This is a genomic window from Acidobacteriota bacterium (assembly GCA_030949985.1).
Lineage (GTDB): Bacteria > Acidobacteriota > Polarisedimenticolia > J045 > J045 > JALTMS01.
Genome location: JAUZRX010000037.1, coordinates 1 through 26,628, shown reverse-complemented (window position 1 = coordinate 26,628; position 26,628 = coordinate 1). Strand labels below are relative to the sequence as shown.

Sequence of the window (26,628 nt, the reverse complement as noted above, 5' to 3'; positions counted from 1 at the left end):
CGTCAGGCTCCCGGTGCGGGGGACGGCACTTCGCTGACCCGGGCGCCTTCCTTGAGACCGGTTTGGCCGGCCACCACCAGCCGGTCTCCTTCTTCGATGCCGGAGACGGGCTTGATCGATTCCCGATCGGCCAGCTCGATCTCGATCTCCACCTTGTGGGCCCGCTGCTCGTCATCGATCCGGAACAGCCAGGTGCGGTCCCGGTCGTAGATCACAGCCTGCTTGGGCACCAGGACGGCGTCGTCCTGCACTTGGGTGACCAGGGCCACGTCGACGTACATGCCGGGGCGCAGGCCGGGCTGGGCACCCACGGCCAGGGTCACCTTGGAGGTGCCGGTGGCAGGGTCGATCACCGGAGAGATGCGCTGGATCCGGCCGGTGTAGGTCGTCTCGCCCAGCGAGCGGGAACTGATGCGGCCCACCTGGCCGGGGGACAGGCGCGAGAGGTCTTTTTCCGGGACGAAGATCCGCGCCACCAGGGAATCGAAATCGACGATTTCGAACAGGGGGGCGCCGATCTGCACCCGTTCGCCGGGCTGTACCGAACGTTCGGCGATCGTCCCGTCGATAGGCGCCCGGATCGTGGTGAACTCCAGCTCGCGGCGGGCGTCGGCCAGTTCCAGTTCGATCTGTTCGAGCTGGTAGCGACTCTCGCTGAACTCCTGCTCGCTGATCAGCTTTTTCCGCCACAGGCGCTCGATTCGATCGGTTTCGCGCCGCTGTTTGCGCAGGCGGCTTTCCGCCTTGGCCACCGCCGAGCGGGCCTGTCGGTCGTCGAGCTGCGCCAGCAGGTCACCCCGGCGCACCAGGTCGCCTTCCTCCACGGCGAGCCGGGTGACGATGCCGGTGGCCTGGGAATAGACTTTCACCTGGCGCTCGGCTTCCAGGTTGGCGGTGGCGCGGAGCAGCGCCTCGATGCGGCCCCGACGGGCGACGGCCAGGGTGACGGGAACGGCCGGTTCCGCCGTTTCCCCGGCGGTGGCCGGCTCCGCCGGCTTCTCGGCGGCTTCCACGTCCTGGGGTGCGGTACAGGAAGCCATGCCCCCCAGGGCCGGCAGCAGGGCCAGGATCGAGAGCAGGAGTCTGGTGGACGGGCACATGGCGCATCTCCTCGAGATTCCATAACGTGACCGACCGCTTCGAGGTTACGGCCGGCTGCAGGAAAGGTGTAACCCGGGGAATGCGGCGGAGCGACGGCGGGAAGGGCCAATGGCACCGGGGGCACGACGACCGGTTGCAGATCCGGGGCGCCGGTCGTGGCCTCCGTTCTGGGCGTGGTGCCGAAAACCGACCTGCCGGATTCAGGGGCAGGGATTGTCGTTGAGGCGCGTGACCCCCGCGCCATCACCCAGGGCGCTCTCCCCCCCGGTTCCCTGGCCGGTGACCAGCCAGTAGAACGCCTCGCCCCTGACGGGAATCAGCGTGTCGTCCAGGAAGGTGTCCGCCAGCCCGCAGAAGCGATCGGCGTAGGCGTTGCTGCCGGGAAGCTGGGTGTAAGAGCCGCCGCCGACGAGCACCGCCAGGTCACCGCGGTAGAGATTGAACGTGGAGTAGGCCGGATCCGACTGCCACCTCACCCGCGGATGGTCCACCTGGTCGAAGAGCACGATACCGTCGTCCAGGTCGCAGCGGTCACCCTCGCCGTCACCGTCCACGTCCGCCTGGGCGGGGTTCGGTGTGGTCGGGCAGTTGTCGCAGATGTCCCCGTCGCCGTCGCCGTCGCCGTCTTCCTGGGCGGGATTGGCCCGGTGGGGGCAGTTGTCGCAGGCGTTGCCCAGGCCGTCGGCGTCGCCGTCCTTCTGCGTGGGGTTGGGCGTGGTCAGGCAGTTGTCGCAGGCGTCTCCGGCCCCGTCGCCGTCGGTGTCGAGCTGATCCGGGTTGGCGGTGAAGCGGCAGTTGTCGCAGAGATTGCGCACGCCGTCGGAGTCCGAGTCCATCCCGTCGGCATCCTCGTCGATCAGCCCGTCGCAGTCGTCGTCGAAACCGTTGCAGGCCTCGGTGGCCCCGGGGTAGGCCTGGTCGTTACTGTCGTCGCAGTCGCCGTCGCAGACGCGCGCGCCGTCGCCGTCGTCGTCGGCCTCGTCCGCCGGCACCGTGGGCCAGAGTGGATCGTCACAGTCGTTGTTGGCGCCATCGCAGAGTTGCGGAGCACCGGGGTAGGTGTCGGCGTCGTTGGGATCGCAGTCGCAGGCGTCCCCGGCCCCGTCGCCGTCGGTGTCGAGCTGGTCGGCGTTGGCCACGGCGGGGCAGTTGTCGACGCCGTTGCGCACCCCGTCCTCGTCGACGTCACCGCAGACCGCGCCCTGCTGACTGCGGAAGTGGTTGTATGCCACCCAGAAGTTTTCCTCCGGGGCGGGCAGGGTGCCGTCGTCCGCGATATTGGTGCGGTGGTAGGCGTGCTGGTTCCACAGGGGTCGGGCGGCGGGCCAGGTCGTGGCCGGATCGTGGATCACCCGTACGCCGCTGGCGCCGACTCGGTCGTAGTCGTTGGCGGCGATGACGATCTCAGCCTGGCCGTCCCCGTCCACGTCGGCGATCACCGGCCCCTCGACGCCGGTGGCCGAGGAGTTGTCGATCTCGCCGATGGGGGCGCCGTCGCTGCCGCGCCAGATGCGCAGGCGCTGCTCGTCGGTCTGGGCCACGTCGAGGGTGCCGTCGGCGTCGAAGTCGAAGAAGGCGGGGGACGAGCGGGAAGACGAGGTGTCGGCCAGGGCCCGGGTCCACAGCCGTTGCAGACAATCGGTCTGGCCACCGGTGGGGGCCACGTACTGCAGCATGGTGAAGCCGCTTCCGCCGGCCACGGCCACCTCCGGGACGCAGTCGCCGTCCACGTCTCCCAGGGCCGGCGGGCCGCCCAGCCAGGGAGTGCCGGCGTCGCTCTCGAGGGGTTGCTCGCAGCGTATCGCGCCGGTGGCTCCCTCGAGGATGAAGACACGGCTGGTGCCGTGATCCACCACCACCACCTCGGGCAGACCGTCGAGATCGAAGTCGCCTACCGCCGGGTAGTGCGGTCCGGTTCCCAAAGCCGCCTGCTGCCAGAGCACCGTGCCGTCGGCCTTCAGGGCCTTGGGGCCGGTGAGCACCTCCGCCAGGCCATCGCCGTCCACGTCGGCGGCGATGGAGATCACCGCGCTGCGGTCACCATCGTCGAAGAGCAGCGCGCCCTGGTTCGAGAAGACCGCGCTGCCCGCCAGCACCTCCGCCCGGCCGTCGGCGTCGAGATCCGCCAGGGAAAGCTGGGTGTAGGGATCGAGGGGCAGCAGCAGCTTGGCGCTGCACCAGAGGAATCGACCGTCGGCGTCGAAGGCGACGACACGGTTCAAGGTCTCCTGGAGCCGGCCTTCGAGCACCCCGACGATCTCGGGGCGGTTGTCTCCGAGCAGATTTCCCAGGGCCAGTCCCGACGCGGGAGCCAGAAAACCGGTGTCGCCCCTGGCGTTCAGGGGCACGCAGGCGCCGCCGTCGGCGCAGACCCGGCAGCCCGGGTCCGCCACACTCAACAACTCGCTGGCATCACTGCCCCGGACGACCCGGAGCACACCGTCTTCCGCGTCGAGTACATCGTTGCGATCGGTGAAGGAGATGAAGGCCAGTTCTGTCGCGCCGTCGGCGTCCAGATCGGCCGCCAGCGGTTCGGTCATCACCTGCCGGGAGTCGGGTACCGTCGAAGAACCCGTCCACGCCCGCTCTTCGACCAGGCCCGCTGCCAGGGGTAAACCAAGACTCAACACCAAAAAGAGCAGTCCGCGCATGCCGTCGTCTCGGGCCCCTTCGCGGCATTATATCCCGCGGGCCTCGTGCCCTGTCTATCGGCGGCTGATCGCCGCCAACAGGGAGTCGAGAGCCGGGTCGGGGTGGTAGGTCAGCACCTGGCGCAGGCGGGTGGCTGCCGCCTCGGTGTCGCCTCCCGCCAGATCGAGCTGGGCCAGGGCGAGGGCGGCGCGGAAACAGCGGGGATCGCAGGCGAGAGCGCGCTCGAGGTGTCGGCGGGCGGCGAGCGGTGAGGGACCGAGCTTGGCCAGCCCGCGTCCCAGTTCCCAGTGGGCGGCCAGGGCGCGGGTGGGCCCGATCGCCAGGGTGACCACCAGCAGGGCGGCGGCGGGCAGCCGCCAGCGTGCAGCCGGGCGGGGGGGGGCGGCTCCGGTCGAGGCGGCCCGGCTCAGCCCCGCGGCCAGCGCGAAGAAGTACAGGCTCGAGGGGTGGTGCAGAGTGTGGGAGAAGGCGAGACCCGGCAGGGCGCCGCCGAGCGCCGCCGCCGCCGCGACGGCGCGTCCGCCACCGTCGCGGCGCGCCCGCTGCCAGGCCCCGGCGAGGACCACCGCCAGCAAGGCGGCCAGCAGCAGGGCCGCCCCCACGCCGCCGTCGACCGCCTGCTCGAGCAGGGCGTTGTGGGGGTCGGCGGCGAAGAGCCCGGGGGCGGTGAGGGGATCGCCGGCCGGGGCGCCGCGGCGGGCGCGACCCGGATAGACATCGGGGAAAGCGCCCGGCCCGTAGCCTAACAGGGGCGCGGCGCGCACCAGCTCGAGGGTGGCGGCATAGAGGGGGGCGCGGGGACCGAGCCAGCTTCCGCGCTGTTCGACCCCGTCGGCGAAGGCCTCCACCACTCGTTCCAGGGGGCGCAGGGGCAGGGGCGCCGCGGCCCAGGCCCCGACCGCCGCGGCGCCGGCCAGGGCCAGCGGGAGCGCCGCCCGCCGGGGCCAGCGGCGGTCGCGTCCCACGACCAGCGTCGTCGCCGTTACCGCTGCCAGCGCCAGGCCCGCCAGCGCGGCCCGGGAGGCGCCCATCAGCAACGCTCCGCCGAGTCCCGCCAGGGCCAGCCCCGCGCCCCCCCGCAGCCAGCGGGGTTGTCGGGTCTCGACACAGGTCCAGGCCAGCAGCGGCAACCACAAGGCCAGCACGTCTCCGCTCAGGCTGACGTGGCCGATGGGCGAGAACATCAGCCACACCGGGTAGTCGGAACGGGGGAAGGCCAGCAGGGCGCGCCACCAGAAGAGCCCCGCGACGGTCAGTCCCGCCGCCACCGACAGCCGGTGCAGGCCGTCGAGCCAGCGACGGTCGTCGGCCCCGGCCGCGCAAGCCGCGGTGATGATGAGCGCGGCGGCCAGTTGGGCCAGGCGCAGCCCCCCGCGGGCCGGGCTGGGCGACAGCGCCAGCCCGACCGCCGTCCAGGCCAGCAGGATCAGTGCCAGTTTCAGCGCCACCGACAGTCTTCCCGCGCGTCGGCGCGGGACGCCGGCGAGGAAGATCGCCGCACCCGCCGCGATCAGCACGGCCTGCCGAGGATCCTCGTGGGGCGCGACGAAACCCCGCAGTCGCAAGAGCACCATCGCCGGCAGGATGGCCAGGGCGATCCCGCTGACGAGGTTGCGTGGTGGGGTACCCCTCACAGGCCGCAGGGCGGGGCGTCGTCCAGGCTGTCGCGGGTGTCGGGGTGGGCGCTGGCCGATCCGAAGCTGCCATGGCCCCGGGGCCCCTGGGCGCGGAGCCGTACGTAGAGCGCGCGGCCCGGGTCGGGCAGGTCCGGGACGGTGGCGGGAGGCGCCGCCAGATCTTCCGCAACGCACTGGGCGCCGGTCCAGGGGTCGGTGGCGGCCACGTCGGCCACGTCGCCGAGCACCAGGTCGTAGACGATGACATCACCCAGCCGGGGTTCCTGGTCGGCGAAGTGCAGGGTCTGCTTGTCGGCGTCGAAGAGCACGTCGGCGACGATGTCGTAGTCGAAGGCGGGCTCCACCTCGATGTAGACGTCTTCTTCGCCGGTGCCCGCACGCAGGTCGCTCCACAGGGGGACGAACTTGCCGCCGCCGGCGGCCAGGGCGGCGTAGTCCCCGAGAAAGCCCGTCAGCGAGCCCTTCGAGGGGCTGTCACTGCCCCGGAGGTTGCGATCGAAGCTCTCGCCGCCATCCCGCGAAGTGGCGATGCAGATAGGGAAGGCGTCGTTCGTGCTGTCGTGCCGCCGGTCATGCCACATCAGGTGCAGCAGGCCCTTGTCGTCGACGGCCATCCAGGGGAAGAACTGGTCCCTCCCGTTGCCCACGGCATCGTCGTTGACCCTGTAGGGGGTCTCCCAGTTCGGGCCTCCGTCCGTCGAACGGGTGAAGTCGATGTCAGGGGCACCGTCCCGGTCGTCGGACCAGGTGTCGCCGCCGTCGTTGGAGTGGGAGACGATCAGCCGGTGGGGCGAGAAAGAACCGACGTAGTCCAGGTAGCCGTAGAGCACCGTGCCGTCGCCGCAGAAGGCGAGGGTCGGATCGCCTTGATTGGGTTGGGCGCGAAAGGGCATCACCCCGTCGCTGAAGGTCCGGCCGCCGTCGTGACTGGCGTAGACCTCCGCCGCCCAACTGCCCTCCCGGGCGTCGTTGGCGCCGCCGACGATGTTGTTCGGATCGTTTGGATGGATGGCGATCGAGGTTTCGTTCTGATCGCGGCCCGAGCTGTCCTGGTGGGCCCGGCGATTGGTGCCGCCGGCCCCCCCGTCGGTGCGGGCGGGGGGCGAGGGCGGGTCGAAGGTGAGCACGGGCTTGTCGGGGATACCTTTCCCCCCGCCGCCCGGCAGGGGGGGGACGTCGGGGCGAGGCGGGTTTCGCGGCGCCGGAATCCCGGTGAAGAGCAGGGCCGCCGACGCCGCCGGGGCGGTCGCCGCGAGCAGCCAGGGCCGGACGCGGCGACGGTTCGGGGGGCGCATGGCGGACTCCTCGTGCCTTTCAGTGGGAACCGATCGTGTAGCGCCGGGTGAGCTTCACGATCAGCCCGGAGAGTAGCAAAAGGCCCACCAGGTTGGGAAGCGCCATCAGGGCGTTCATCAGGTCGGAGATCTTCCACACCAGGTCGAGCCGCGCGACGGTGCCGACGAAGGTCGAGGTCACGAAGAGCAGCCGGTAGGGCCGCACGGCGCCCACGCCGAGCAGGTACTCGATGCTCTTCTCCCCGTAATAGCACCAGCCGAGGATGGTGGAGAAGGCGAACATGGACAGGCTCAGCGCCACGATGGTGTCCCCCCACTGTCCGGGCAGCCCTTCCCGAAAGGCGAGCTGGGTCAGCGGAGCGCCGGTCTCGCCGCTGGTCCAGCTGCCGGTGCAGAGAATCGCCAGGCCGGTCAGCGAGCAGACCACGATGGTGTCGATGAAGGTCTGGGTCATCGACACCAGGGCCTGGCGCACCGGCTCGCGGGTCTGGGCGGCGGCAGCGGCGATACCCGCCGAGCCGAGGCCGGACTCGTTGGAGAAGATGCCCCGGGCCACGCCCTGGCGGATCACCTCCCGCAGAGCCGCGCCCGCAAAGCCCCCGGTGGCGGCCACCGGCGAGAAGGCACCGGTGAAGATCTCGGCGAAGACGCGCGGCAGCTCCGAGGCGTGGGTGGCGATCACCACGCCGCAGCCCAGCGTGTAGAGCGCGATCATCAGCGGGACGAAGACGCCGGTGAAGCGACCGATGGAGCGGATCCCGCCAAGGATCACGGCGCCTGCCGCCAGAGCGATGACCAGCCCGGTGACCCACTCGGGAATACCGAACGAAGAGCCCAGGGCGTCGGCCACCGAGTTGGACTGCACCATGTTGCCGATGCCGAAAGAGGCGATGGTGGCGAACAGGGCGAAGAGGGCGCCCAGCGCGGGACCCACCTTGCCCAGGGAGATGCCCCGGGAGAGGTAGTACATGGGCCCGCCCGATTGCTCGCCCCGGGGGTCGGTGACGCGGTAGTGCACCGAGAGCAGCGCTTCCGAGTACTTGGTGGCCATGCCGACCAGTCCGGTGACCCACATCCACAGCAAAGCGCCGGGGCCGCCCGCTCCAATGGCCAGGGCCACGCCGACGATGTTGCCCGTACCCACGGTGGCGGCCAGGGCGGTCATCAGCGCCTGGAAGTGGGAGATGTCTCCCTCTGCGCCGCTCTCCCGGCGAACCACCAGGGCCAGGTAGAGGGAGTGGCCGAGCCGGGTGAACTGCAGGCCGCGCAGTCGCAGGGTCAGGTAGAGCCCGGTCAGCAGCAGCAGGGGAATCAGCAGGTAGGGGCCCCAGGCGAAGTCCGAGGCCCGGGCCACCATCTCGGTCAGGTTCACGGCCGTCCTCCAGCGACGGGCTCGATTCTAGCAGCCCGTCGAACGGGTCCCTGGCGCGCGGTACGCCACTCTTCGGCCGGGGCGGACGGACCCCGGAGTCGGAGTCTTTTCCAGGAGAAAGCATTTGTCGGCGGACCGCCCGCCCCGTCGCGTTATGATGCGGATTTCGGAGGATCGACGGTGAGGGAAGCGATCAAACTCAACCTCGGCTGCGGGGGGAACCTGCTGCCGGGCTATGTCAACGTGGACAAGGTCGGCGAGCCGGACCTGCGGCACGACCTGGAAGTCTTTCCCTGGCCCTTCGATGACGACTCCGTCGGCGAAGTCGTGCTCAACCATGTGCTCGAGCACTTGGGCCAGACGACGGACACCTACCTGGGCATCATGCGCGAGCTGTACCGGGTCTGTCGCGGTGGGGCGCGGATTCGCATCCACGTACCCCACCCCCGTCACGACGACTTCATCAACGACCCGACCCACGTGCGGGCGGTGACCCCCGACAGCCTGTTGCTCTTCTCCCAGCGCAAGAACCTCGAGTGGGTGCGCCGCCGTTGCGCCAACTCCACCCTCGGCCTGAGTCTCGGCGTCGATTTCGAACTGGCCGACTTCAAGCTCGAACTCGACCCCGCCTGGGGCGAGCGCCTGCAGAAAGGCGAGATCGACCAGAACGTTCTCTTCGACGCGGTGCGCCGCTACAACAACGTGGTCAAGGAATTCCGCATGGAGCTGCGGGTGGTCAAGCCGCCTACTTCGCAGACGGATCCAGGCAGTAACCCCGTGCCCGGACCGTGAGCAGAAGCCGGGGCGATTCGGGGTCCTCCTCGAGCTTCGAGCGCAGGCCGTAGATGATGTTGTCCACGGTGCGGCGTGTGCCACGGTATTCGGGGCCCCAGACCTCTTCGACGATCCGGCTGCGGGACAGGGCGCGACCGTGGCTCCGGGCCAGCAGGGCCAGGACGTCGAATTCCTTCGGGGTCAGGTGCACCGCTTCGCCGTTGCGGTAGACACGGCCGGCTCCGAAATCGATTTCGATCGCGCCGACCGTCAGGGTGGGCTCTTCGTCCTGGCGCCGCAGGCGGGCGACGATCCGGGCCAGCAGCTCGCCCAGGTCGAAGGGCTTGGTGACATAGTCGTCGGCGCCGGCGTGCAGGCCGTAGATCTTGTCTTCCGGGGTGTCGCGCGCCGAGAGGATGATCACCGGGCCCTGGTAGCCCTCCTTGCGTGCGGCCTGGAGCACGTACGAGCCGTCCAGGCCGGGAAGCATCAGGTCGAGCAAGACCAGATCGGGCGGGTTGTGACGAATCACCTCGAGGGCTTCCTGGCCGCGGATGGCGGTGGAGACCCGGTATCCGGCTGCCGCGAGGGCCGTCGCCAGGCCCTCCCGCAGGGAGCGGTCGTCTTCCACCACCAGCAGGTGGGGGGCGCGGGTCATGGGCTGCGATCCAGGGGGACGTGGATGTAGAAGCGCGTCCCGCCCCCCCGCCGATCGAGGGCTCCGAGCTTGCCCCGGTGCGCGATGGCGATTTGTGAGGCGATGGCCAGTCCCAGCCCGGAGCCGCCGGGATCCACCACGCCGGCGGGTATCCTGCGCTGGAAAGGCTCGAAGATGCGGCTGCGGTTCTCGGAGGGAAGGCCCGGACCCCGGTCGCTGACCACGAAGATCACGCGTCCGGCGAGCTGGCGCACGGCCAGTTCCACGGGCTTCGGATCGGCGCTGTACTTGAGCGCATTGCTGATCAGGTTGATCACCGCCTCGGCCAGGGATTCGGGGTCGCCCCGCAAGGGCGCCCGGGGAGAGGCGATGCGAATCTTCACCCTGGAGCTTTCCGGGAGCAGGCGGCGGACCTGTTGGACGATTTCACCGGCCGTGGTGCGTCGCCGGCGATAGAGATCGGCGCTCGAGCGGATTTCCCGCCAGCGCAGGATGCGTTGGACCAGTTCCTGCAGGCGGCTCGTCTCCCGCGCAATGGAGCGCAGGGACGCACGACCGACCGGGGGCAGGTCGTGTTTCTCGAGTATCTGGGTGTGCAGGCGGATCCCCGCCAGGGGGGTGAGCAGTTCGTGGCCCATGTGGGAGAGGAACGTCTCCTGGATCCGCGCCAGGCGCGCACCGCGCCAGGCCAGCACCAGCAGCAGGAAAGCGCCGGCGATCACCGACAGGGCGAAGGCGGTGACCAGAATGCCGAAGATCAGGTCGCGCGGGCCGTCCCGGGAAGTCATCACGGCGACGCCGACACCGGTGACCAGGGTGGTGGGCACGATCACCGCCAGCAGAATCAGGTAGACCAGCCAGCGCAGGTTGACCTGCAGGGGGTCCCGCGCCTTGCGCCGCCGGGGGGAGGCTGTTTCGCCGCGTGCCATAGGCCTCAAGAATGCCACGAAAAAAAGGGCGCTTCCCCAGGGGAAGCGCCCGTCAGAACGTGAATCGCGGCACGGGGGTCGGGTCGGGCCCCGATGCCCGAACTCGTCAGTACTGGTAGCCCACTCCCAGGGAGACCGTCAGCGGATCCAGGTCGGCGGATCCGGTGCCGATCACCGTTGGAGTCGAAGAGACGTAGCGCTCGATCGCGATATCCGGACCGCCCATCAGGTAGCGCAGGTTGGAGCTGAAATACCAGCCGTTGTCGCCGATCGGCGTGTCGAAGCGCAGGGTGACGCCGTAGAGCAGCGCATCGTCCAGTGTTACGCGCCGAAGGCTCTCGGTAGCCGACGCCTGGCTGAGGTTGAGGTCGTCGAACATCGCCTGGGCCAGCACGACGCCGAGGCGCACGGCGGTGTCGCCCCACTGGGTGAGGTCCCAGATACCGGCCACCTGGATCATCGTCATGTCGGCTTCACCGGCGTCGAACGGGCCGGCGGTGTCGATGTCGAACTGCACGTCGAAACTGGCGATGGAAAGGCCCAGGTCCACGGTGAAGCTGTCGTTCACCCGATAACCCGCCACCAGCTCGGGGACCAGCACGGCGTGGAAGTCGACGGTGGTGCTGTTGGCCAGGCCGTTCATGGTCCCGTCGCCGCCGACCGGGTTGATGTACATCGCCCGGGCCTCGAAGCTCCAGGGACTGCCGCTCGCCAGGACGGGGCCCGGTCCGAGAACGGCTGCCGCGACGACTGCAAGAAGAACTGCACAACGCATCCGGGAGCGCATCACTCCATCTCCTTCATTTTTCCGGTTCACACAACCCCAACGTTAGTGACCGGCTTCCCGTATTGTCAACAGCGGAGAGCAAGGATAACAGGTGACGGGCAAATGCGGGTAGCGGGGAAAGGGGTTTCAGGCAAAAAGAAGGCGATTACTGGACGGCCGGTCGGCCGACCAGCAACAGGTGGTCGCGGCCCAGGCGGGTGGTCCACAGGATTCGGGTCCCCGGCGGCCAGGAACGCGGCGGGCCCAGTTCCTCGGCGGGACCGAGGGCCAGGGCCCGGGGATCCGAGGCCAGGTGGCGGGCCACGGCGTCGGGATCGGCCAGCAGCCGGGCCCCGGGCAGGGCGTAGAGCCGCACCAGGTCGCGCTTGTTGGGCGTGATGCCCACCCGCGCGCCGGCGGGCAGGGTCGCGCGCACTTCCCGGCCCAGTCGCCGCGCCCCCTGGGCCTGGTTGACCGCGGGTCCCAGCAAGGGAGGCCACAGGGCCCCCGTGGCGATGGCGAAGGCCAGCGGTCCGGCCCACAGGGGCGCCCGCCCCGGCAGCGCCAACGCCCCCCCCAGGCCCAGGCAGGCGGCTAGGGTCAGCATCAGCCCCGCGGCGGCGGCGTGGACCGCGGGCAGGGAGGCGATGGCCGGGGGCAGGGGCGAGCCGGCGGCGGGGAGGAGGATCCACGCTCCCACGCCGAGGGCCAGCAGGCCCACGCCCAACAGCAGCCCGCCGCCGAGTCGCCGCCCCGGGGCCCAGGCCGCGAGGGCCGGCAGAGCCCGCGCGGCGAGCAGGGCCAGGGCGGGGTAGAGGGGCAGCAGGTAGACCCCCCGCTTGCCTGCGGGCAGCGAGAAGACGATCAGCGCCAGGGCCAGCCAGAGGGCCAGCCAGAGGGAGCGGCGGTCGGCCAGCCGGCGGCGGGCGAAAGCGGGCCACAGGGCGCCGATGGTGGCGAGGGACCAGGGGAAGAAGCCCGTGAAGAGGTTTTCCAGGTGGTACCACCAGGGCTCGATGTTGTCCCACGAGTGCAGGAAGCGGTCGCCGCTGTGGTGCCAGGCGGCCTGGGCGAAGACTTCCCAGCCGGCCCGCAGGCCGACGGCCACGACCCAGGGGGCGACGGTCATGCCCAGGCCGAGGATGAAGAGCGGGTGGACGAACACGCGCCAGCTGGGGCCCTCGCTGCGCCGGGGCAACCCCGCCGCCACGGCCAGCGCCACCAGGAGCAGCGCCACCGGCCCCTTGGTCAACACGCCCAGGCCCGTGGCCAGGCCCGCGGTGAAGGGAGCCGCGCGCGGGCGCCGGGCGATGCCATCGGCGGCCCAGAGGGCGACGAAGACCCAGCAGGCGAGCAGGGCGTCGGTGGAGCCCCAGGCGCCCCGCTCGAGCACGAGCAACGAGGAAGGCAGGATCAGCGCGGCGAGAAAGCCCGTCGTCTCGTCGTACCAGCGCCGTCCCGCGTGGTAGACCAGCAGCACCAGTCCCGCCGTGGCCGCCAGGCTCGCCCAGCGGGCGGCGACCTCCCGGCCGAGGCCCCCGCCCGCGGCGGCCAGGGCTTGCAGCCACAGCAGCAGGGGCGGCTTGTCCAGGTAGAGCGCGCCGTCGTAGCGGGGCAGGAGCCAGTCGCCGCTCTGCATCATCTGCTGGGCGATCCACGCGAAACGCGGCTCGTCGGGAGGGAGCAGTTCCCGGCCGGGGACGGAGGGGCCGAGGATGGCCAGCGCCACCAGGACCGGCACCAGGCCCCGTCCGGTGGACTTCATGGCCGGTCGGCGTCCTTCAGCGCGGCTCGATTGGCGTAGACCACCAGGTCCTTGTCACCCACGCCTTTTTCGACGATCAGCGTCGGCCGCCGGTCGGGGTGGATGCGGGACAGGAGCCCTTCGGCCTGGGGGCGGCGGACGATCACCCAGAAGGGCTCGTCGCTTTCCAGGCGCCGGGCGATGCGGTCCATGGCCGCGTCGTCCCGCGGTTGGGCCGTCAGCAGCCGCCCCCCGTAGAAGGCGAACTGGGCCCGGAAATCGACCATCCCGCCGGTGGCCTCCTCCACCGTGCGCTGGCGAATGGCGGCGATGAAGGGGCGGGCCGACTTGCGTGGATCGAAAGCAGGGTGGATGACGGTGAAGATCAGCCCGTGCAGCAGCAGCCAGGTGGCGAAGGTGCCCGCCAGGGCGCGGCGGCCGGGTCGCAGGGCGAGCCACAGGTGGGCCAGGGTCAGCAGCAGCAGCACGGTGAAGAGGGGCGCGGCGGGAAGATCGACCCCCTGGCGCTGGCGTACCTTCTCGAGGCCGGCGGGGAGCCATGCCGCCGCGGCGAGGAAGGCGACGCCGAGCAGCATGCCCGCCCCGCGCAGCGGGGCCAGCGCCCGCCCGGCACGCTGCAGGCGGCGGTCGAGGTCGATGGCCAGCCAGGTGGCCAGCCAGGGATAGAGGGGCATCAGGTACAGGCCCCGCTTGCCACTGGGGATCGAGAAGAAGATCAGCACGAACAGGCAGGCGCCGGCCAGCAGCCGGGGCGCCGTCCGGTGGCGGTCCTCGCCCCGCAGCAGGGACCAGGCGGCGGCGGGCAACAGCAGGATCGTCGGTAGAAAGTCGTACCACGGGACGACCAGGAAATACCAGGGAGGCTGGTGGTGATGCCAGGACGCCGCGTAGCGCACGGCGGTCTGCCGGAAGAGGATGTTCTCGAGCCAGGCCTGCTGGCCGCCGCTGAGGGCCCCGACCGCCGCGGGGATCAGCCAGGCCCCCACCACCGCCAGCAGGGTCAGCCAGGCGGCGGCGCTGCGCAGTGACCGCCAGGTGTCCCGGCGGCCGGCCAGGGCGGCGCCGAGAAGGAAGCCCCCCAGCGGACAGATCAGCGCCACCGGTCCCTTGGCCAGGATGCCCAGTCCCATCAGGGCGAAGGCCCCGACGATCCGCCGTCGATCGACGGGCCGGCCCTCGAGCAGGCCGCCGCCCTCCACCAGCAGAAGGAAGGCCCAGGTGGTGCAGGCGGTCAGCAGCATGTCGATCTGGCCGAAAGTGCCCTGGGAAATGAAGCGGTAGGCCACCAGCAGCAGGCCCACCGCCAGTACGGGAGGGGCCCGCTGGCCGCTGAGGCGGTGAGCGAGTCGTCCCGTCGCCCAGAGGGTCAGCAACATGGCCAGAATCGAGGGCAGCACCGCCGCCGGCTGTCCCACGCCGCCGGTGACCAGGGAGGCCAGGGCGATGCACCAGAACAACAGGGGCGGCTTGTCCGGATAGGGGGCGCCATTGACGTGCGGCCGGAGGAATTGCCCGGTTTCGAGCATTTCCCGGGCCACCAGGGCGTACTTGGGTTCGTCGGGAGCCCACAGATCCCGGCGGCCCAGTTCGAGCAGGCCCAGCGTCGCCGCCAGGGCCAACAGGGCCAGCACGGCCCGCCGGGGGAAACGATGTGGGTCGGCGGCTGTCATCGCCCGCGGATTCTACACGGGTGCCGGGACCTCAGGCCTGCCGGCAGCCCACCAGGTCGCGGATCTTCGCGAGCAGCGCCTGGCGCTCGAAAGGCTTGGCCAGAAAGGCGTCGAACGCCATTTCCGGGCCCTGCTCGGGCGCCGCCCCGCGGCCGAAGCCGCTCATCGCCACCAGGGGCAGCCCCGGTCGCAGGCGCCGGGCCTCGGCGAGCACCTCTTCGCCGGGGATGTCCGGCAGGACCAGGTCCACCAGGGCGAGGTCCAGGGGAGTGTCGCCCGTAAGGGTTTCGACGGCCCGGCTGCCACTCTCGCAGGCGATACATGAGTAGCCGGCGTGGTCCAGGACGAGTGCCAGGGAGTGCAGCACGACGGGTTCGTCGTCGACGACGAGAACGCGCGGGCCGTCACGGCCCCCTTTTGTCTTCACGGTTCTTCATACCCCTTTCGCCCAGCTTGCGGGGATTCTACGCGCTTCCCGGACTTGACGCAGCACCCCCCGGGAACCAACGTCTTCTCGAGGGCGGAGCGTCTGGAACCGTCCCGCGGGAGGATGATCGTGTTCACTCAGGGCCGATACGACCACCGACACGAGGAGGACAACCCGAGCCTGGGAACCTCGACCCACGAGATGCGCGAGGTCTGCGGGATCTCTCTCGATCGCATCCGCAACGCGGGCGAGGTGCTGGCCTGCCGGATGCTGGAACAGAAGCTCGAGCGCTGTCCCGAGATCGACAAGAGCAAGGACCTGATCGAGGACATCTACTGCCTGGCCCTCAACCGGGTGCCGGCGCTCTACTACCACAGCGCGTCCTCGTTCGCGGCGCGTCTCGAAGACCAGGGGCCGCCGACGGATATTCTCGAGGCCCTCGACAAGGCCCTCGACTACGCGATCCTCAAGGTGATGGAAAACCCCCGGCGTCACTGAGACGCCGCCTTCATTCCGGCTCCGCGAAAGGACCGCCGATCGGCACCTCGATCCGTTCGCCCTGGTGGATCCAGGCTCCGGTCCGCAGTCCGTTCCAGTCGGCGATCAAGGCTGCGCCTTGCGCGCTCCCCCAGGCCATGGCGGCATAGGCCGACAGGCTGTCTCCCCGCCGCACCTCGACCTCCAGTACCGCGGGGATCACGATCTCCCGCCCGGGTCGGGCGCGTCGCGGATCACCGATGCCGCTGAGCGCGGCGAGGACCTTCCAGCGATCGGCCCGGCCGACGTGGCGGCGCGCCAGGGCGCCGAGGCTCTGGCCTTGGGCGAGCCGGACCGTACGTGCCAGGGGCACCTCGATCTCGGCGGGTCCCCGGGCCGGCAGACCGGCGCGGAGAAGGAGTGGGGCGACGGCGGCGCGGCCGTAGAGGCGGGCGGCGAGTTGCTCGAGGGATTCGTCTTCGCCCAGTTGGATCACCAGCCGCCCGTCACGGACCTTCGCCGCGGAAGGCGGGGCGGATCGAGGGGGCTCCGGCGTTGCGGCAGCGACCTCCGGGGCGGAAGCCGCGGTCTCCCGGACGGGAGTCGTGACCGGGGCCGGCCGCGGATCCACTCCCTGGGCCGCCCGGGCTTCGGGTCGTGCCAGGGCCGCGAGTACGAGCACGGCCGCCGCCGCGCCCAGGGCGCTCCACCAGGTTTCCGACATGACTCGATCCCCTTTCGGAACTCTCCTCCTGCAATCCGGGTGCCCGCGCGGTTGTGTGTCAGGGTGCAAGGGCGTGAACGATCACGGGGAAGGCGGCGATCACGAATTGGAAAGCGGGGTTCCCGGCTGGTGATGGCACTACAATGCCCCCCGTGAGCCGTATCACTCGCAGCGCCGGCGCCATCGAGCCCTACCTGGTGGACGAGAGCCGCCTCGAGGGGGGGTGTGCCGAGGAAGTCGGGTGGCCGGGCAGTGCCGAGGAAGCCGCCGAGATGCTGGCCGCGTGGCACGGGCGGGAACTGCCGGTGACCGTCTCCGGGGGCGGCACCGGCGTGGTCGGTGGACGGGTGCCCCGGGGCGGGGCGGTGCTGGCCACCGAGCGCATGAACCGGGTGCTGGACCTGCGGCCGGTGGAAGGGGGCGCCCTGCTACGGGTGCAGGCGGGGGTCAGCCTGGCCGAGGTGCAGCAGGTCGCGGCCCGGGCGGGCCTGCTCTACCCTCCGGATCCCACCGAGACCGGCTGCCTGATCGGCGGCAACCTGGCGACCAACGCTTCCGGCGCCCGCTCCCTGCGTTTCGGGTCCACCCGTCGCTGGGTCGAGGCGGTGCGGGTGGCTCTGGTGGATGGATCGAGTGCCTGGATCCGCCGGGGGGAGCCGCCCCTGGTCGGGACGTCGGTGGTCTGCGACCGGTTCGGGAATCGGCCGATCACCGTTCCCGTGCCCCGCTGGCGCCCTCCGGCCACCACCAAGTGCACGGCGGGTTACCACTGCGCGGAGGGCATGGACCTGGTGGATCTGCTGGTGGGCTCCGAGGGCACCCTGTGCGTCTTTCTCGAGGCGGAACTGCGCCTGGTGCCGGCCCCGGTGGAGATCCTCTCCGGGCTGCTGTTCTTCGAGCGGGAAGAGCAGGCCTTCGCCTTTGTCGAGGCGGCGCGTGCCGAACTCGAACCCTGGGCCCTGGAGTTGATCGGGGGCGAGGCGCTGGCGCTGCTGCGCGAGCGGGGCGCGCCGCTGCCCGCCGCGGCCCATGCGGCGATCTTCTTCGAAGAGGGCATCACGGCCGCGGCGGCCGATCGGCGGGACGGGCGCTGGGATGCCTGGCTCGCGCTGGCCGAGCGCAGCGGCGCGGCGGCCGAGTCGTGGCTGGCGGACAGCGCCGCCGACGATCGCCGCTTTCGCCGGTGGCGCCACGCGATTCCGGCGACGATCAACGAGACGCTGGCTCGTCGCGGGGTGCGCAAGGTGAGTACCGACACCGCCGTGCCCCGGGGGCGGGCCCCGGCGCTGATCGGTCGCTATCGGCGGCGCCTCGACGAACAGGGCTTCGAGTACGTGGTTTTCGGGCACGCCGGTGACGATCACGTGCACGTGAACATCTTGCCCCGGGACGCCGAACAGATGCCCCGGATCGAGAGCCTCTACCGGGAGATGGTGACGATCGCCGCGGAGATGGGCGGCGCGGTAGCCGCCGAGCACGGCCTGGGCAAGGTCAAACGGTGGGCCCTGCCGATCCAGTACGGGCCCCAGGTGATCGAGCGCATGGAGCATCTGCGACGGGCCTTCGATCCCGCCGCTCGCCTCGGCCGCGGCACGCTCTTCCCCGATCCGGCAGAGCCCGCGTGAGCCGGCCCCTGCGAGCGCTGCGGGGAGGGATTCTCACCGCCCACCCGGGGGGGCGGGTGACCTACCGGCGGGACGGATTGCTGGTGTTCGACGGTCGGGGGCGGATCGTGCACGCGGGGGCGGCGAGTCGGCGCTGGGTCCGGGTGCCGCTGGCGGGCGGCTCGGCGCGGGCGCTGGTGGCGGCGGCGTTCTGGGATCCCCACGTGCACCTGCCCCAACTCTCCATCGCCGGCCGGTATCACGAGCCGCTCGAGCGCTGGCTCGAGCGCCGGGCGCTGCCGGCGGAGGTACGGCACGGGGAGAAGACCGTGGCGCGGGCAGAGAGCGAGGCGTTCTGCCGGGCGCTGGTGGCGGCGGGCACGGCCGGGGCGGGAGTCTTCACCGCGCCCTTCGCCCACGGCCCGGTCCTGGCGCTGGAGGCGGCGCGGCGCTGGGGGCTGGCCCTGCGGGCCGGAGCGCCTTTGATCGAGCACGGAGCCCCCGCGGCCCTGTGTCACACGGCAGCGTGGTGGATGCGACGGCTGGAGCAGGCCGACGTCGCGCTGGGGGCCGGGGCGGCGGTGGTGCCGCGCTACGCGCTTTCCTGCGGGGAGAAGCTGTTGCGCCAGGCGGGGGCGCTGGCGCGGCGACGACGGCGCTGGGTGCTGAGCCACATCGCCGAGACCCGGGAGGAAGTACGCCGGGCGGCCGCGCGCTTCGACTCTCGCAGCATCGCTCGCCTCTACGACGACTGCGGCCTGCTCACCCCCCGCTCGCTGCTGGCCCACGGCGTGTGGCTCGAGCCCGGAGAACTCGAGTTGCTGCGTCGACGGCGGAGTTGGATCGTGCACTGCCCCACCTCGAACGCGGCCCTGGGGAGCGGACGGATGCCGCTCGAGGCCCTGCGCCGGTGGGGGGTGCGCTGGTGTCTGGCCAGCGACGTGGGTGCGGGGCCCCGGTTGAGCCTGCTCGACGTGATGCGCGAGGCCCTGGAAGTGCACCGCCATCACGCGAGGTTGGATCCTGCGGAGGCCTACTACCGGGCCACCCTGGCCGGGGCCGAGGCCCTGGGGTGGGGACGCGGACGGGGAGCGCTCGAAGTGGGACGTCGGGCCGACTGCGTGGTGGTGGAGGGCGAGGCGTTCCGATCCCGCACGGCGGCGGGGGTGGTGCGGGAGTGGATCGAGCGAGGGGGCGGAGTGCTGTGGCTCGCCGGTCGGCCGGGGGGCGCGGTCAGTCCTTGAACGCGGCGATGTCTCCCGCGCCTTCACGCACCAGTTGCGGACCCTCCTCGCCGCTGAGATCGACCAGGGTCGAGGGCTCGATGCCGCCCCAATCGCAGTCGAGGAAGAGATCCACCCGGCGCAGCAGGCGCGCGTCGATCTCGTCGGGGTCCATCAGTGGGTACTCGTCACCCGGCAGCCGCAGCGAGGTGGCCAGCAGGCCTCCACCTGCCGCCCGGGCCACTTCACGGCAGACGGTGTGATCGGGGACGCGCAGGCCGATGGTCTTGCGCTTCGAGAGCAGGATGCGGGGGACTTCCCGACTGGCAGGCAGGATGAAGGTGTAGGGCCCCGGCAGAAAGCGCCGCAGGATACGGTAGCTGTGGTTGGTCACCAGGGCGTAGCGGGCGACGTCGGAGAGGTCGGGGACGATCAGGCTGAAGAGTTTGCGCTCAGGGTCGAATTGCTTGATGCGGGAGATCTTCTCGAGGGCCGCCTTGGAACCGGGACGGGCGGTGAAGGCGTAGGTGGTGTCGGTGGGCAGGATCACCACGCCGTGGTCGGCGAGGGTCCGGCTCGCCCGCTCGACGAAACGGCGCTGGGGGGTGACGGGATGGATGCGCAGCCGCTCACCCATCGCCCTGTGCTTCCGGATCTTCGGGTGCCGCCACGTAGCGTCCCTTCTCGTCCTGTTCGAGGCGGGCGAAGGCGCAGTCGGGGTCGTGGGTGAAGAAGAAGCGTCCGCCCCGGGCCAGCATCTGCTCGAGGAAGGCGCGCTTCTCGTCGATGATCAGCTCGGGGTAGCGGTCATAGCCCATGGAGATCGGCAGGTGGGTCCAGGCGCGGCCGGGGATCAGGTCGGCGACGAAGACCAGCGGGCCGCGGGGAGTGTCGATCTCGGTGAGCATCATGCCGGGGGTGTGGCCGTCGGAAAAGTGGAAACGGTAACCCTCGCCCAGGGTGGGAGAGGTTTCACCGTCGACCAGTTCCAGGCGCCCGGAGGCCTCGAGCAGGGCGTTGAGGTGGGGCAGGTAGGAGGCCCGATCGCGAGGGTGGGGCGCCCGGGCGCGTTCCCACTGGCGGCGACCGACGAGAAAGCGCGCGCGAGGGAAGAGCAGTTCGCCTTCGCGGTCGGGACTCCAGGCCGAGAGCAGGCCGCCGACGTGATCGAAATGCAGGTGACTGAGCACCACCACGTCGATCTGTTCGTGGGACAGGCCCTGGCGGGCCAGGCTGTCGAGCAGCACGTGCCGGTCTTCCCTCACTCCGTAGCGCTCCCGCAGCTTGGGTTCGAAGAAGGCGCCTATACCTGCTTCGAGGAGCAGGGTGCGCCCCTGCTCCTCTCGAATCAGCAGACTGCGGCAGGCCAGGGGAATCCGGTGCCGGTCGTCCACCCGGGTCCAGCGTTCCCACAGGGCCCGGGGGCAGTTGCCGAACATGGCGCCCCCGTCGAGCCACTGGGTGTTGCCCTCAAGGGCCGTGAGTTGCATCGATCGCGTTTTCATGGGCCGCGATTGTCACCGCTCGAGGCGCGGTTGTCACGGCCAGGGCCGCCAGGCGCTGGGCGACGGGCGCGTAACGCGGGTCGAGAGCCGAGGCCCGTGCCGCGGCGTCGGCCGCCGCGGAGCCCTCGCCGAGTCGCTCGCGCACCAGGGCCAGGTTGTTCCAGGCGACCGCCAGCCGGTCGTCGCGTTCGAGGGCCTGCTCGAGGTATTCAGCGGCCGACGCCGGGTCCCCGGCCACCAGCAGGGCGTAGCCCATGTTGTTCAGCGGCCAGGGATTGGAAGGGTCGAGACGGGCGCTGCGGCGAAAGGCCTCGAAGGCGGCGTCCCGGTCGCCGGCGGCGAGCAGGATGCGGCCGAGCACGTTGTAGGTGGGGGCGAAGTCTTCGTCGATGCCGAGCGCCTCGTCGATGGCCGCGCGGGCGCCGTCGAGGTCACCGCGCTCGAGGCGGACCCGGGCCAGGTTCACCCGGGCGCGAGCGAAGTTTTCCATCTTCCAGCAGGCCTGCTCGAGGCTCGCTTCGGCGGCTTCCAACTCGCCGCTCTTCCACTGGGCCAGTCCCCGCGTGTAGATCTCGTAGGGGGTCGCGTCGTCCGCGGTGTCCTCGACGGCCGCCTCGCTGGTGGTGACCTCCGGCGGGCTTTCGTCCTCGACCAGGGGCTGGCTGGGCTCGGTGAAGGTGGCGGGGAGGGGGGTGACGCTCGGCTGCGGCTCCGCGGTCACGCTGGGAGTCACCGTGGGGATGGGCGGAGCAGGATCGTCCGAGCAGGCTGCGGCGAAAAGCACGAGGGTGCCGAGGGCGGCGGTCTTCAGGGCGCTGGTCTTCATGTCTCTGCCTCCTGTGAATGGTGGTGGGGGTTGCGGCCCTTCCTTGTGCGAAGGGCGTGCCGGAGAGGCAGAGGTGGGGCACATGGTTCCTAAAGAGTTGCTGTTGCTTGCCTTATGGGGAATGTGGCGGACCGAGGCCAGCCCCTGCCACTGTGGCCCCCGGGCCACGCTGTGGCCCCGGGGACACGGTTTCGCCGGCTGTGGGTCTCCCGGCGCGCTCAGTCCACCGTCAGCACGATCTTTCCCGTGGTGCCGCGGCGGCGGAGGTGTTCGAGGGCCTGGCCGGCGGCCTCGAGGGGAAAGCGGGCGGTGACCTGGGGGGTCAGGGTGGCGAGCAGGCCCCGCCGGTCCAGGTCGTCGAGGGCCGCGCCGAAGAGGTCGGCCCTGTGCCAGAGGTGGACCAGGTTGAAGCCGGCCACCGAGCGGTTGTGCTGCACCAGGTCGAAGGGCGAGATCGACGCCGTGCGCAGGTAGCGCCAGGTCAGTCGGGGCCAGGAGCGTTTCGGCCCCGCCGGTGTCATGGAGGCGAAGCCGTAGAGCACCAGTCGCCCCTCCGGGGGAAGGGCGGCCAGCCCCCGGGTCAGGCTGCGTCCCCCCACCGCGTCGAAGATCAGGTCGGGGCCGCGTTTGTCGGTCAGCTTCCGCACCGCCCGCCAGATGCGGTAGTCGGCCGAGACCAGCACCTCCTCCGCGCCCGCCTGCCGCGCGGCGGCTTGCTTTTCCCCGCTGCCCACCGCACCGATCACCCGTGCGCCCCGGGCCCGGGCCAGGCGGCAGGCGGCCTGGCCGACACCCCCCGCGGCGGCGGTGATCACCACGGTCTCGCCCCGCTCCAGGCGACCGAGGCGCATCAGCCCGTACCACGCCGTGAGGGTCGCCACGGGAAACGCCGCTCCCTGCTCGAAGCTCCACGCCTGAGGCAGGCGGCGGACCCAGGCGCGCTCCGTCAGCAGGTGCGAGGCGTAGGCGCCGAAGCGGGTGACCGCCATCACCTTCTCGCCGGGCCGGATGTCGTGCACGTCGCGGCCTACGGCCAGAACTTCTCCGGCCACCTCGAAACCCGGCGCAAAGGGGGGCCTGGGCGCTGCCTGGTAGAGCCCCAGGCGACAGAAGACGTCGGCGAAGTTGAGGCCCACGGCGCGTACGCCGATCAGCACCTGCTCACCGGTCGGCGGTTGGGGCGAAAAGCGCTCGACGCGCATCACCTCCGGACCTCCATACCGGCTGACGACGACTCGGCTGGCGGCTTCCGCTTTCATTTCATCCCCGCTCCATGCCCAGCGTGCGCATTTTCTTGTAGAGCGAGCTGCGTTCGAGGCCCAGCTCGCGTGCGGTGGCGCTCATGTTGCCGCCGTGCCGCTCGAGGGCTGCGGCGATGAACTCCCGCTCGAATGCGGCCACCGCGTCTCCCAGTCGGCCTCCTGCCGCCACGGCCGCGGCGGGGGCCGTCGTCTGGCGGCCCAGGTGGGCGCGCACCATGGCGGCGTCGATCTCGTCCCGTTCGGCGAGGATCACCAGCCGTTCCATCAGGTTGCGTAGTTGGCGCACGTTGCCGGGCCAGCTCTGGGCGCCGAGCACCTCGAGGGCGTCGTCGCCGAGCGTCACGGGCGCCGCCCGCCCGCATTCCCGTCGTGCCCGCTCGAGGAAGTGTCGGGCCAGCAGCGGGATGTCTTCCCGTCGGGCCCGCAGGGGGGGGACTTCCACGATGAACTGCTCGAGGCGGTAGAACAGGTCCTGGCGGAAGCGTCCCCGGCGGATCTGTGCGGGCAGGTCCCGGTTGGTGGCGGCGACGATGCGGGCATCGACGTGGACCGCGCTCTCGGCCCCCACCCGCTCGATCTCGCCCTCCTCCAGGGCCCGCAGCAGCTTGGCCTGGGCCGGCAGGGGGATCTCCCCGATCTCGTCTAGGAAGAGCGTGCCTCCCGAGGCGCGTTCGAAACGTCCCCGGCGGTGTTGCACCGCTCCGGTGAAGGCGCCCTTGACGTGACCGAAGAGTTCGGCCTCGAACAGCTCGGCGGGCACGGCGGCGCAGTTGACCCGCACCAGCGGTCCGCCGGCCCGGGGGGAGAGGCGATGGATCGCCCGGGCCACCAGCTCCTTGCCCGTGCCGTTCTCTCCGAGCACCAGGACCCGCGTCGCATGCCGGGCGATCTTCTCGATCGCTCTCCGCATCGCCTGGACCGCCGGACTGTCGCCGAGGATGGCGTCCATCGGCGGCGCGCCCGCCGGGGGTTCGCGTTCGGCCCGGTCCCGGGCGCTTTCGAGGGCGCGCCGGAGGCGCAGCAGGATCGCTTCGGCCGAGGGCGGCTTTTCGAGAAAATCCCAGGCGCCCGCCTGTACCGCCCGCACCGCGTTGTCCAGCCCCGCGTGGGCCGTCAACACGATCACGGGCGGTGCTCCCTCCTCTTCGGCCAGGGCTTCGAGCACGCCGAAGCCGTCGAGCCGCGGCATGGAAAGGTCGAGAATCACCGCGTCGATGCCGCCCCGGCGCAGCAGCGACACGGCCTCCACCCCATCCCGGGCCTCACTGACCGCGTAGCCCTCCTGCCGCAGGGTACGCGTCAGGGTGGTGCGCAGGTTGGCCTCGTCGTCGGCGATCAGGATGCGCGACATCAGCTGGTTCCTTGGTCTGGTTCCCGGCAGCGTAGCACGCGGGCCCGTGGGATCTTCGTTCTCAACCGCTGGCGAGGGGCAGGTCGATCACGAAGCGGGCGCCGGCGCTCTGACCGCCGTCGCGCGCTTCGATGGTCCCGCCGTGGGCTGCGATCACCTGACGCACGATAGCCAGGCCGAGGCCCGTTCCCGTACCGGGGCGGCCGGTGACGTAAGGCTCGAAGATCGTTTCCCGCACGGCCTCGGGAAGACCCGGTCCGGTATCGGTCAGGGTGATGCGCAGCCGTCCCCCCGGCTCGCCGCCGTCGCGTTCCACCCAGACGCGGATCTCTCCCCGGCCTTCCATGGCCTGGCAGGCGTTGCGGGCCAGGTTGGCCAGGGCCAGGGAGAGCAGGTCGGGGTCCGCCGCTACGCGGGCGGCCAACGCCGCCGGCTCGCCGCCGACCACCAGTTCGACCGTCCCCTCGCCGGGGAGTTGCCCGCCGAGGGCCGTGCGCAGCAGGGGGGCGATCTCGGTCGCTTGGAGCTTCGGTTCGGGCAGGCGCGCGAAGTCGGCGAACTCCCGCACCAGGCGCTCGAGACGGCCGACCTCCTGGTCGATGGCCCGGGCCTCGTCGTCCAGCGCCGAGGCCAGGGCCCCTTCGCCCCTTCGGGCGGCCCGGCGCAGGTTGTCCACCGCCAGGCGGATGGGCGTCAGCGGGTTGCGCACCTCGTGGGCCAGCCGCCGGGCCACCTGCTGCCAGGCGGCGGTCTTTTCGGCGGCGCTGCGGCGATGCTCTTCCCGCAGCAGGGCCCCCCGCAGGCGCTCGACGGCCTGGGCCAGCCGGCCGGCCTCCCCACCCGCGACGGGCAGCGGCAGGGGCAGGCCCGGATCGTCGGCCGCGGCCTCCACCGCCACGGTCAACTCCCGCAGGGGGCGGGCCAGCCACGCTGCCAGGGCCAGGGCGGCGAGCAGGGCGATGCCCGCCGCGAGCAGGGCGGAGACAAGCAGGCGGCGCAGCAGTTCGTCCATCAGTCCCCGGCCCGTGGCGGCCACTTCCACCTCCACCACCAGGGCGTTGCCGGCTCCGGGGCCCGTTCGGGTGACGGCCAGCCATCCCGGCGGGGAGCGCACCGCACCCTGGCCCGGCAGGCGTCCGCGGACTTTCACCGGCAGGCCGGTGGCCGCCTGCAGTTGGGCGGCCAACTGCGATGGTGACCACTGTCGCCAGGCCACCAGCAGGCGTGGCGCCGAGGGCGATCCGCCGCAGCGCCTCCGCCAGGACACCCGCAGACGGTCGCTGTCGGGGTCGAAGTGCCAGCTCGGAGGAGTGGGCCGGCCGGCGGCCACCTCCCAGCCGTCGAGTCCCGCGCCCCGGGCCAGGGGGTCGAGACGGCGGCGCAGGCGCCCGGCGCGGCGCCGGGCCAGCATGCCCGTGGCCTTGCCGCTGAGGGCGTCGGCGTAGCGTGGTTCGAGTCCGGCGATTTCAGCGCACAGGCGCTGGGAACCGGCGAGCAGGGAAGTCCCGCTCAGCTCGCGTTCGAGCAGCAGCCGCACCCGTTCGGTCTCCCGGGTGAGCAAGGTGCTCCTCACCGCGTCCAGCTCCGGCCAGGCGAGGAAGGCGACGAGGGCCACCGGCAGCAAGGTCATGGCGACCAGCGCCAGGGCGAGGCGGAGGCGAAGGCCCATGAGGCGAGTCTGCCACACCCTCGTGCATAATCCCCGGCCATGGCGACCAGGATCAGCGACGATCTCCAGCGGCGTGCCCGGACCATCATCCGGCGCCTGCGCAAGCTCTACCCCGACGCCGAGTGCGAACTCGAGCACCGGGATCCTTTCCAGCTCCTGGTGGCGACGATCCTCTCGGCCCAGACCACCGACAAGGCAGTCAACCAGGTCACGCCGGCTCTCTTCCGGCGCTATCCCACGCCCCGCGAGCTGGCCGCCGCCGAGCCGGCGGAAGTCGAGCCTCTGATCGCCCGCATCGGCCTGTTCCGCAACAAGGCGCGCTCGATCGTCGGTGCGGCGAGGATGCTCGACGAGGAGTTCGGCGGCCGGGTGCCCCGCAGCCGCGAAAAGCTGCAACGCCTGCCGGGCGTCGGCCGCAAGACCGCCAACGTGGTGCTGGCCAGCGCCTTCGGGGAGCCGGCCCTGGCAGTGGACACCCACGTCACGCGCCTGGCCGGCCGCCTCGGCCTGTCGTCTGCGAAGGACCCACGGCGTATCGAAGACGATCTGACACGCCTGCTGCCGAAAAAGGAATGGGCCTTTGCCTCCCATGGCCTGATCTGGCATGGCCGGCGGGTCTGTTCGGCTCGCCATCCTCGGTGCCAAGCATGCACCCTGGCCTCCCTCTGCCCCTCCGCCGGAACCCCCTGATCCCCCCCACCGTGGAGCGAACAATGTTGTTCCTGGCTGCCCGGCCGGGGGGTGCCCCCTCCCGCCGGGCGCCGGCCCCCCGGAGCGCGTTCGGTGAGCCCCGCAGCCCACCCTCTCGCCCGCCGGTGACGGCCCGGCGGCGCCCGCAGGCCCCCCCTCCCGGCGCCGCCGGGCGCGGGAGCGCCCCGGGATCCATCGGCCGGGCCGGCCGGGCGCGCTCAGAAAGCGTTCTTCAGGTCGTGGGGCTTGAC

The 26,628-nt window shown here is 71.3% G+C and carries 23 protein-coding genes; 5 read left to right on the top strand and 18 right to left on the bottom strand.

Going from position 1 to position 26,628, the window contains the following annotated elements; all coding sequences use genetic code 11:
• Positions 1 to 2 precede the first annotated feature (2 nt).
• The 5 genes from Q9Q40_09785 to Q9Q40_09765 form a co-directional block, all read right to left on the bottom strand.
• Complete coding sequence (locus Q9Q40_09785) at positions 3 to 1,100, bottom strand: efflux RND transporter periplasmic adaptor subunit (protein ID MDQ7007513.1); 1,098 nt, start codon at positions 1,098 to 1,100, stop codon at positions 3 to 5.
• A gap of 201 nt (positions 1,101 to 1,301) precedes the next feature.
• The gene (locus tag Q9Q40_09780) at positions 1,302 to 3,752 is read right to left on the bottom strand and encodes an FG-GAP-like repeat-containing protein (GenBank protein ID MDQ7007512.1); all 2,451 of its coding nucleotides are present in this window, start codon (positions 3,750 to 3,752) and stop codon (positions 1,302 to 1,304) included.
• Between the two features lie 54 nt (positions 3,753 to 3,806).
• Positions 3,807 to 5,387: an O-antigen ligase family protein gene (locus Q9Q40_09775; GenBank protein MDQ7007511.1), complete on the bottom strand. Its 1,581-nt coding sequence runs from the start codon at positions 5,385 to 5,387 to the stop codon at positions 3,807 to 3,809.
• Complete coding sequence (locus Q9Q40_09770; protein ID MDQ7007510.1) at positions 5,384 to 6,685, bottom strand: sialidase family protein; 1,302 nt, start codon at positions 6,683 to 6,685, stop codon at positions 5,384 to 5,386. Before Q9Q40_09770 ends, Q9Q40_09775 begins: the two co-directional genes overlap by 4 nt.
• A 19-nt stretch (positions 6,686 to 6,704) precedes the next feature.
• Positions 6,705 to 8,042: a sodium:alanine symporter family protein gene (locus tag Q9Q40_09765; GenBank protein MDQ7007509.1), complete on the bottom strand. Its 1,338-nt coding sequence runs from the start codon at positions 8,040 to 8,042 to the stop codon at positions 6,705 to 6,707.
• A 195-nt stretch (positions 8,043 to 8,237) separates the two neighbouring features.
• Between Q9Q40_09765 and Q9Q40_09760 the strand changes: the two genes are divergently transcribed.
• On the top strand, positions 8,238 to 8,849 hold the full coding sequence (locus tag Q9Q40_09760) for a hypothetical protein (GenBank protein ID MDQ7007508.1): 612 nt from the start codon (positions 8,238 to 8,240) through the stop codon (positions 8,847 to 8,849).
• Here the strand turns inward: Q9Q40_09760 and Q9Q40_09755 are convergent.
• The 6 genes from Q9Q40_09755 to Q9Q40_09730 form a co-directional block, all read right to left on the bottom strand.
• Positions 8,803 to 9,489 carry a response regulator transcription factor gene (locus Q9Q40_09755; GenBank protein MDQ7007507.1) on the bottom strand — a complete coding sequence of 229 codons (687 nt, stop codon included), beginning with the start codon at positions 9,487 to 9,489 and terminating at the stop codon, positions 8,803 to 8,805. The genes Q9Q40_09760 and Q9Q40_09755 overlap by 47 nt on opposite strands.
• Positions 9,486 to 10,418: a HAMP domain-containing sensor histidine kinase gene (locus tag Q9Q40_09750; GenBank protein MDQ7007506.1), complete on the bottom strand. Its 933-nt coding sequence runs from the start codon at positions 10,416 to 10,418 to the stop codon at positions 9,486 to 9,488. Before Q9Q40_09750 ends, Q9Q40_09755 begins: the two co-directional genes overlap by 4 nt.
• 106 nt (positions 10,419 to 10,524) lie before the next feature.
• Complete coding sequence (locus Q9Q40_09745) at positions 10,525 to 11,205, bottom strand: hypothetical protein (protein MDQ7007505.1); 681 nt, start codon at positions 11,203 to 11,205, stop codon at positions 10,525 to 10,527.
• A 145-nt stretch (positions 11,206 to 11,350) separates the two neighbouring features.
• Complete coding sequence (locus Q9Q40_09740) at positions 11,351 to 12,949, bottom strand: glycosyltransferase family 39 protein (GenBank protein ID MDQ7007504.1); 1,599 nt, start codon at positions 12,947 to 12,949, stop codon at positions 11,351 to 11,353.
• The gene (locus Q9Q40_09735) at positions 12,946 to 14,619 is read right to left on the bottom strand and encodes a glycosyltransferase family 39 protein (protein MDQ7007503.1); all 1,674 of its coding nucleotides are present in this window, start codon (positions 14,617 to 14,619) and stop codon (positions 12,946 to 12,948) included. Before Q9Q40_09735 ends, Q9Q40_09740 begins: the two co-directional genes overlap by 4 nt.
• A 31-nt stretch (positions 14,620 to 14,650) precedes the next feature.
• Entirely contained in the window at positions 14,651 to 15,046 is a 396-nt protein-coding gene (locus Q9Q40_09730) for a response regulator (GenBank protein ID MDQ7007502.1), read from the bottom strand.
• Positions 15,047 to 15,175: 129 nt separating this feature from the next.
• Here Q9Q40_09730 and Q9Q40_09725 point away from each other — a divergent pair, with 129 nt between their 5' ends.
• Entirely contained in the window at positions 15,176 to 15,544 is a 369-nt protein-coding gene (locus Q9Q40_09725; GenBank protein ID MDQ7007501.1) for a late competence development ComFB family protein, read from the top strand.
• Between the two features lie 10 nt (positions 15,545 to 15,554).
• Here Q9Q40_09725 and Q9Q40_09720 read toward each other — a convergent pair whose 3' ends face one another.
• Positions 15,555 to 16,247, bottom strand: a complete 693-nt coding sequence (locus tag Q9Q40_09720) for a LysM peptidoglycan-binding domain-containing protein (protein MDQ7007500.1) — start codon at positions 16,245 to 16,247, stop codon at positions 15,555 to 15,557.
• A 152-nt stretch (positions 16,248 to 16,399) separates the two neighbouring features.
• Here Q9Q40_09720 and Q9Q40_09715 point away from each other — a divergent pair, with 152 nt between their 5' ends.
• Both Q9Q40_09715 and Q9Q40_09710 read left to right on the top strand, forming a co-directional pair.
• Positions 16,400 to 17,872, top strand: coding sequence for an FAD-binding oxidoreductase (locus Q9Q40_09715; protein ID MDQ7007499.1), 1,473 nt, complete (start codon positions 16,400 to 16,402; stop codon positions 17,870 to 17,872).
• A complete protein-coding gene (locus tag Q9Q40_09710; GenBank protein ID MDQ7007498.1) occupies positions 17,869 to 19,095 on the top strand; it encodes an amidohydrolase family protein in 1,227 nt (408 codons plus the stop codon). Before Q9Q40_09715 ends, Q9Q40_09710 begins: the two co-directional genes overlap by 4 nt.
• Here Q9Q40_09710 and Q9Q40_09705 read toward each other — a convergent pair.
• From Q9Q40_09705 to Q9Q40_09680, 6 genes are all read right to left on the bottom strand, one after another.
• The gene (locus Q9Q40_09705) at positions 19,085 to 19,711 is read right to left on the bottom strand and encodes an L-threonylcarbamoyladenylate synthase (GenBank protein MDQ7007497.1); all 627 of its coding nucleotides are present in this window, start codon (positions 19,709 to 19,711) and stop codon (positions 19,085 to 19,087) included. The two genes, Q9Q40_09710 and Q9Q40_09705, sit on opposite strands and share 11 nt — an antisense overlap.
• A complete protein-coding gene (locus tag Q9Q40_09700) occupies positions 19,704 to 20,564 on the bottom strand; it encodes an MBL fold metallo-hydrolase (GenBank protein ID MDQ7007496.1) in 861 nt (286 codons plus the stop codon). The genes Q9Q40_09705 and Q9Q40_09700 overlap by 8 nt, the downstream gene beginning before the upstream one ends.
• Positions 20,545 to 21,405, bottom strand: a complete 861-nt coding sequence (locus Q9Q40_09695) for a tetratricopeptide repeat protein (protein ID MDQ7007495.1) — start codon at positions 21,403 to 21,405, stop codon at positions 20,545 to 20,547. Before Q9Q40_09695 ends, Q9Q40_09700 begins: the two co-directional genes overlap by 20 nt.
• A gap of 218 nt (positions 21,406 to 21,623) precedes the next feature.
• Complete coding sequence (locus tag Q9Q40_09690) at positions 21,624 to 22,664, bottom strand: zinc-binding dehydrogenase (protein ID MDQ7007494.1); 1,041 nt, start codon at positions 22,662 to 22,664, stop codon at positions 21,624 to 21,626.
• A 1-nt stretch (position 22,665) separates the two neighbouring features.
• A complete protein-coding gene (locus Q9Q40_09685) occupies positions 22,666 to 24,018 on the bottom strand; it encodes a sigma-54 dependent transcriptional regulator (GenBank protein MDQ7007493.1) in 1,353 nt (450 codons plus the stop codon).
• Between the two features lie 61 nt (positions 24,019 to 24,079).
• Positions 24,080 to 25,687 carry an ATP-binding protein gene (locus tag Q9Q40_09680; protein MDQ7007492.1) on the bottom strand — a complete coding sequence of 536 codons (1,608 nt, stop codon included), beginning with the start codon at positions 25,685 to 25,687 and terminating at the stop codon, positions 24,080 to 24,082.
• A 39-nt stretch (positions 25,688 to 25,726) separates the two neighbouring features.
• Here Q9Q40_09680 and nth point away from each other — a divergent pair, with 39 nt between their 5' ends.
• A complete protein-coding gene (gene nth, locus Q9Q40_09675; GenBank protein MDQ7007491.1) occupies positions 25,727 to 26,377 on the top strand; it encodes an endonuclease III in 651 nt (216 codons plus the stop codon).
• Positions 26,378 to 26,628: the final 251 nt, after the last annotated feature.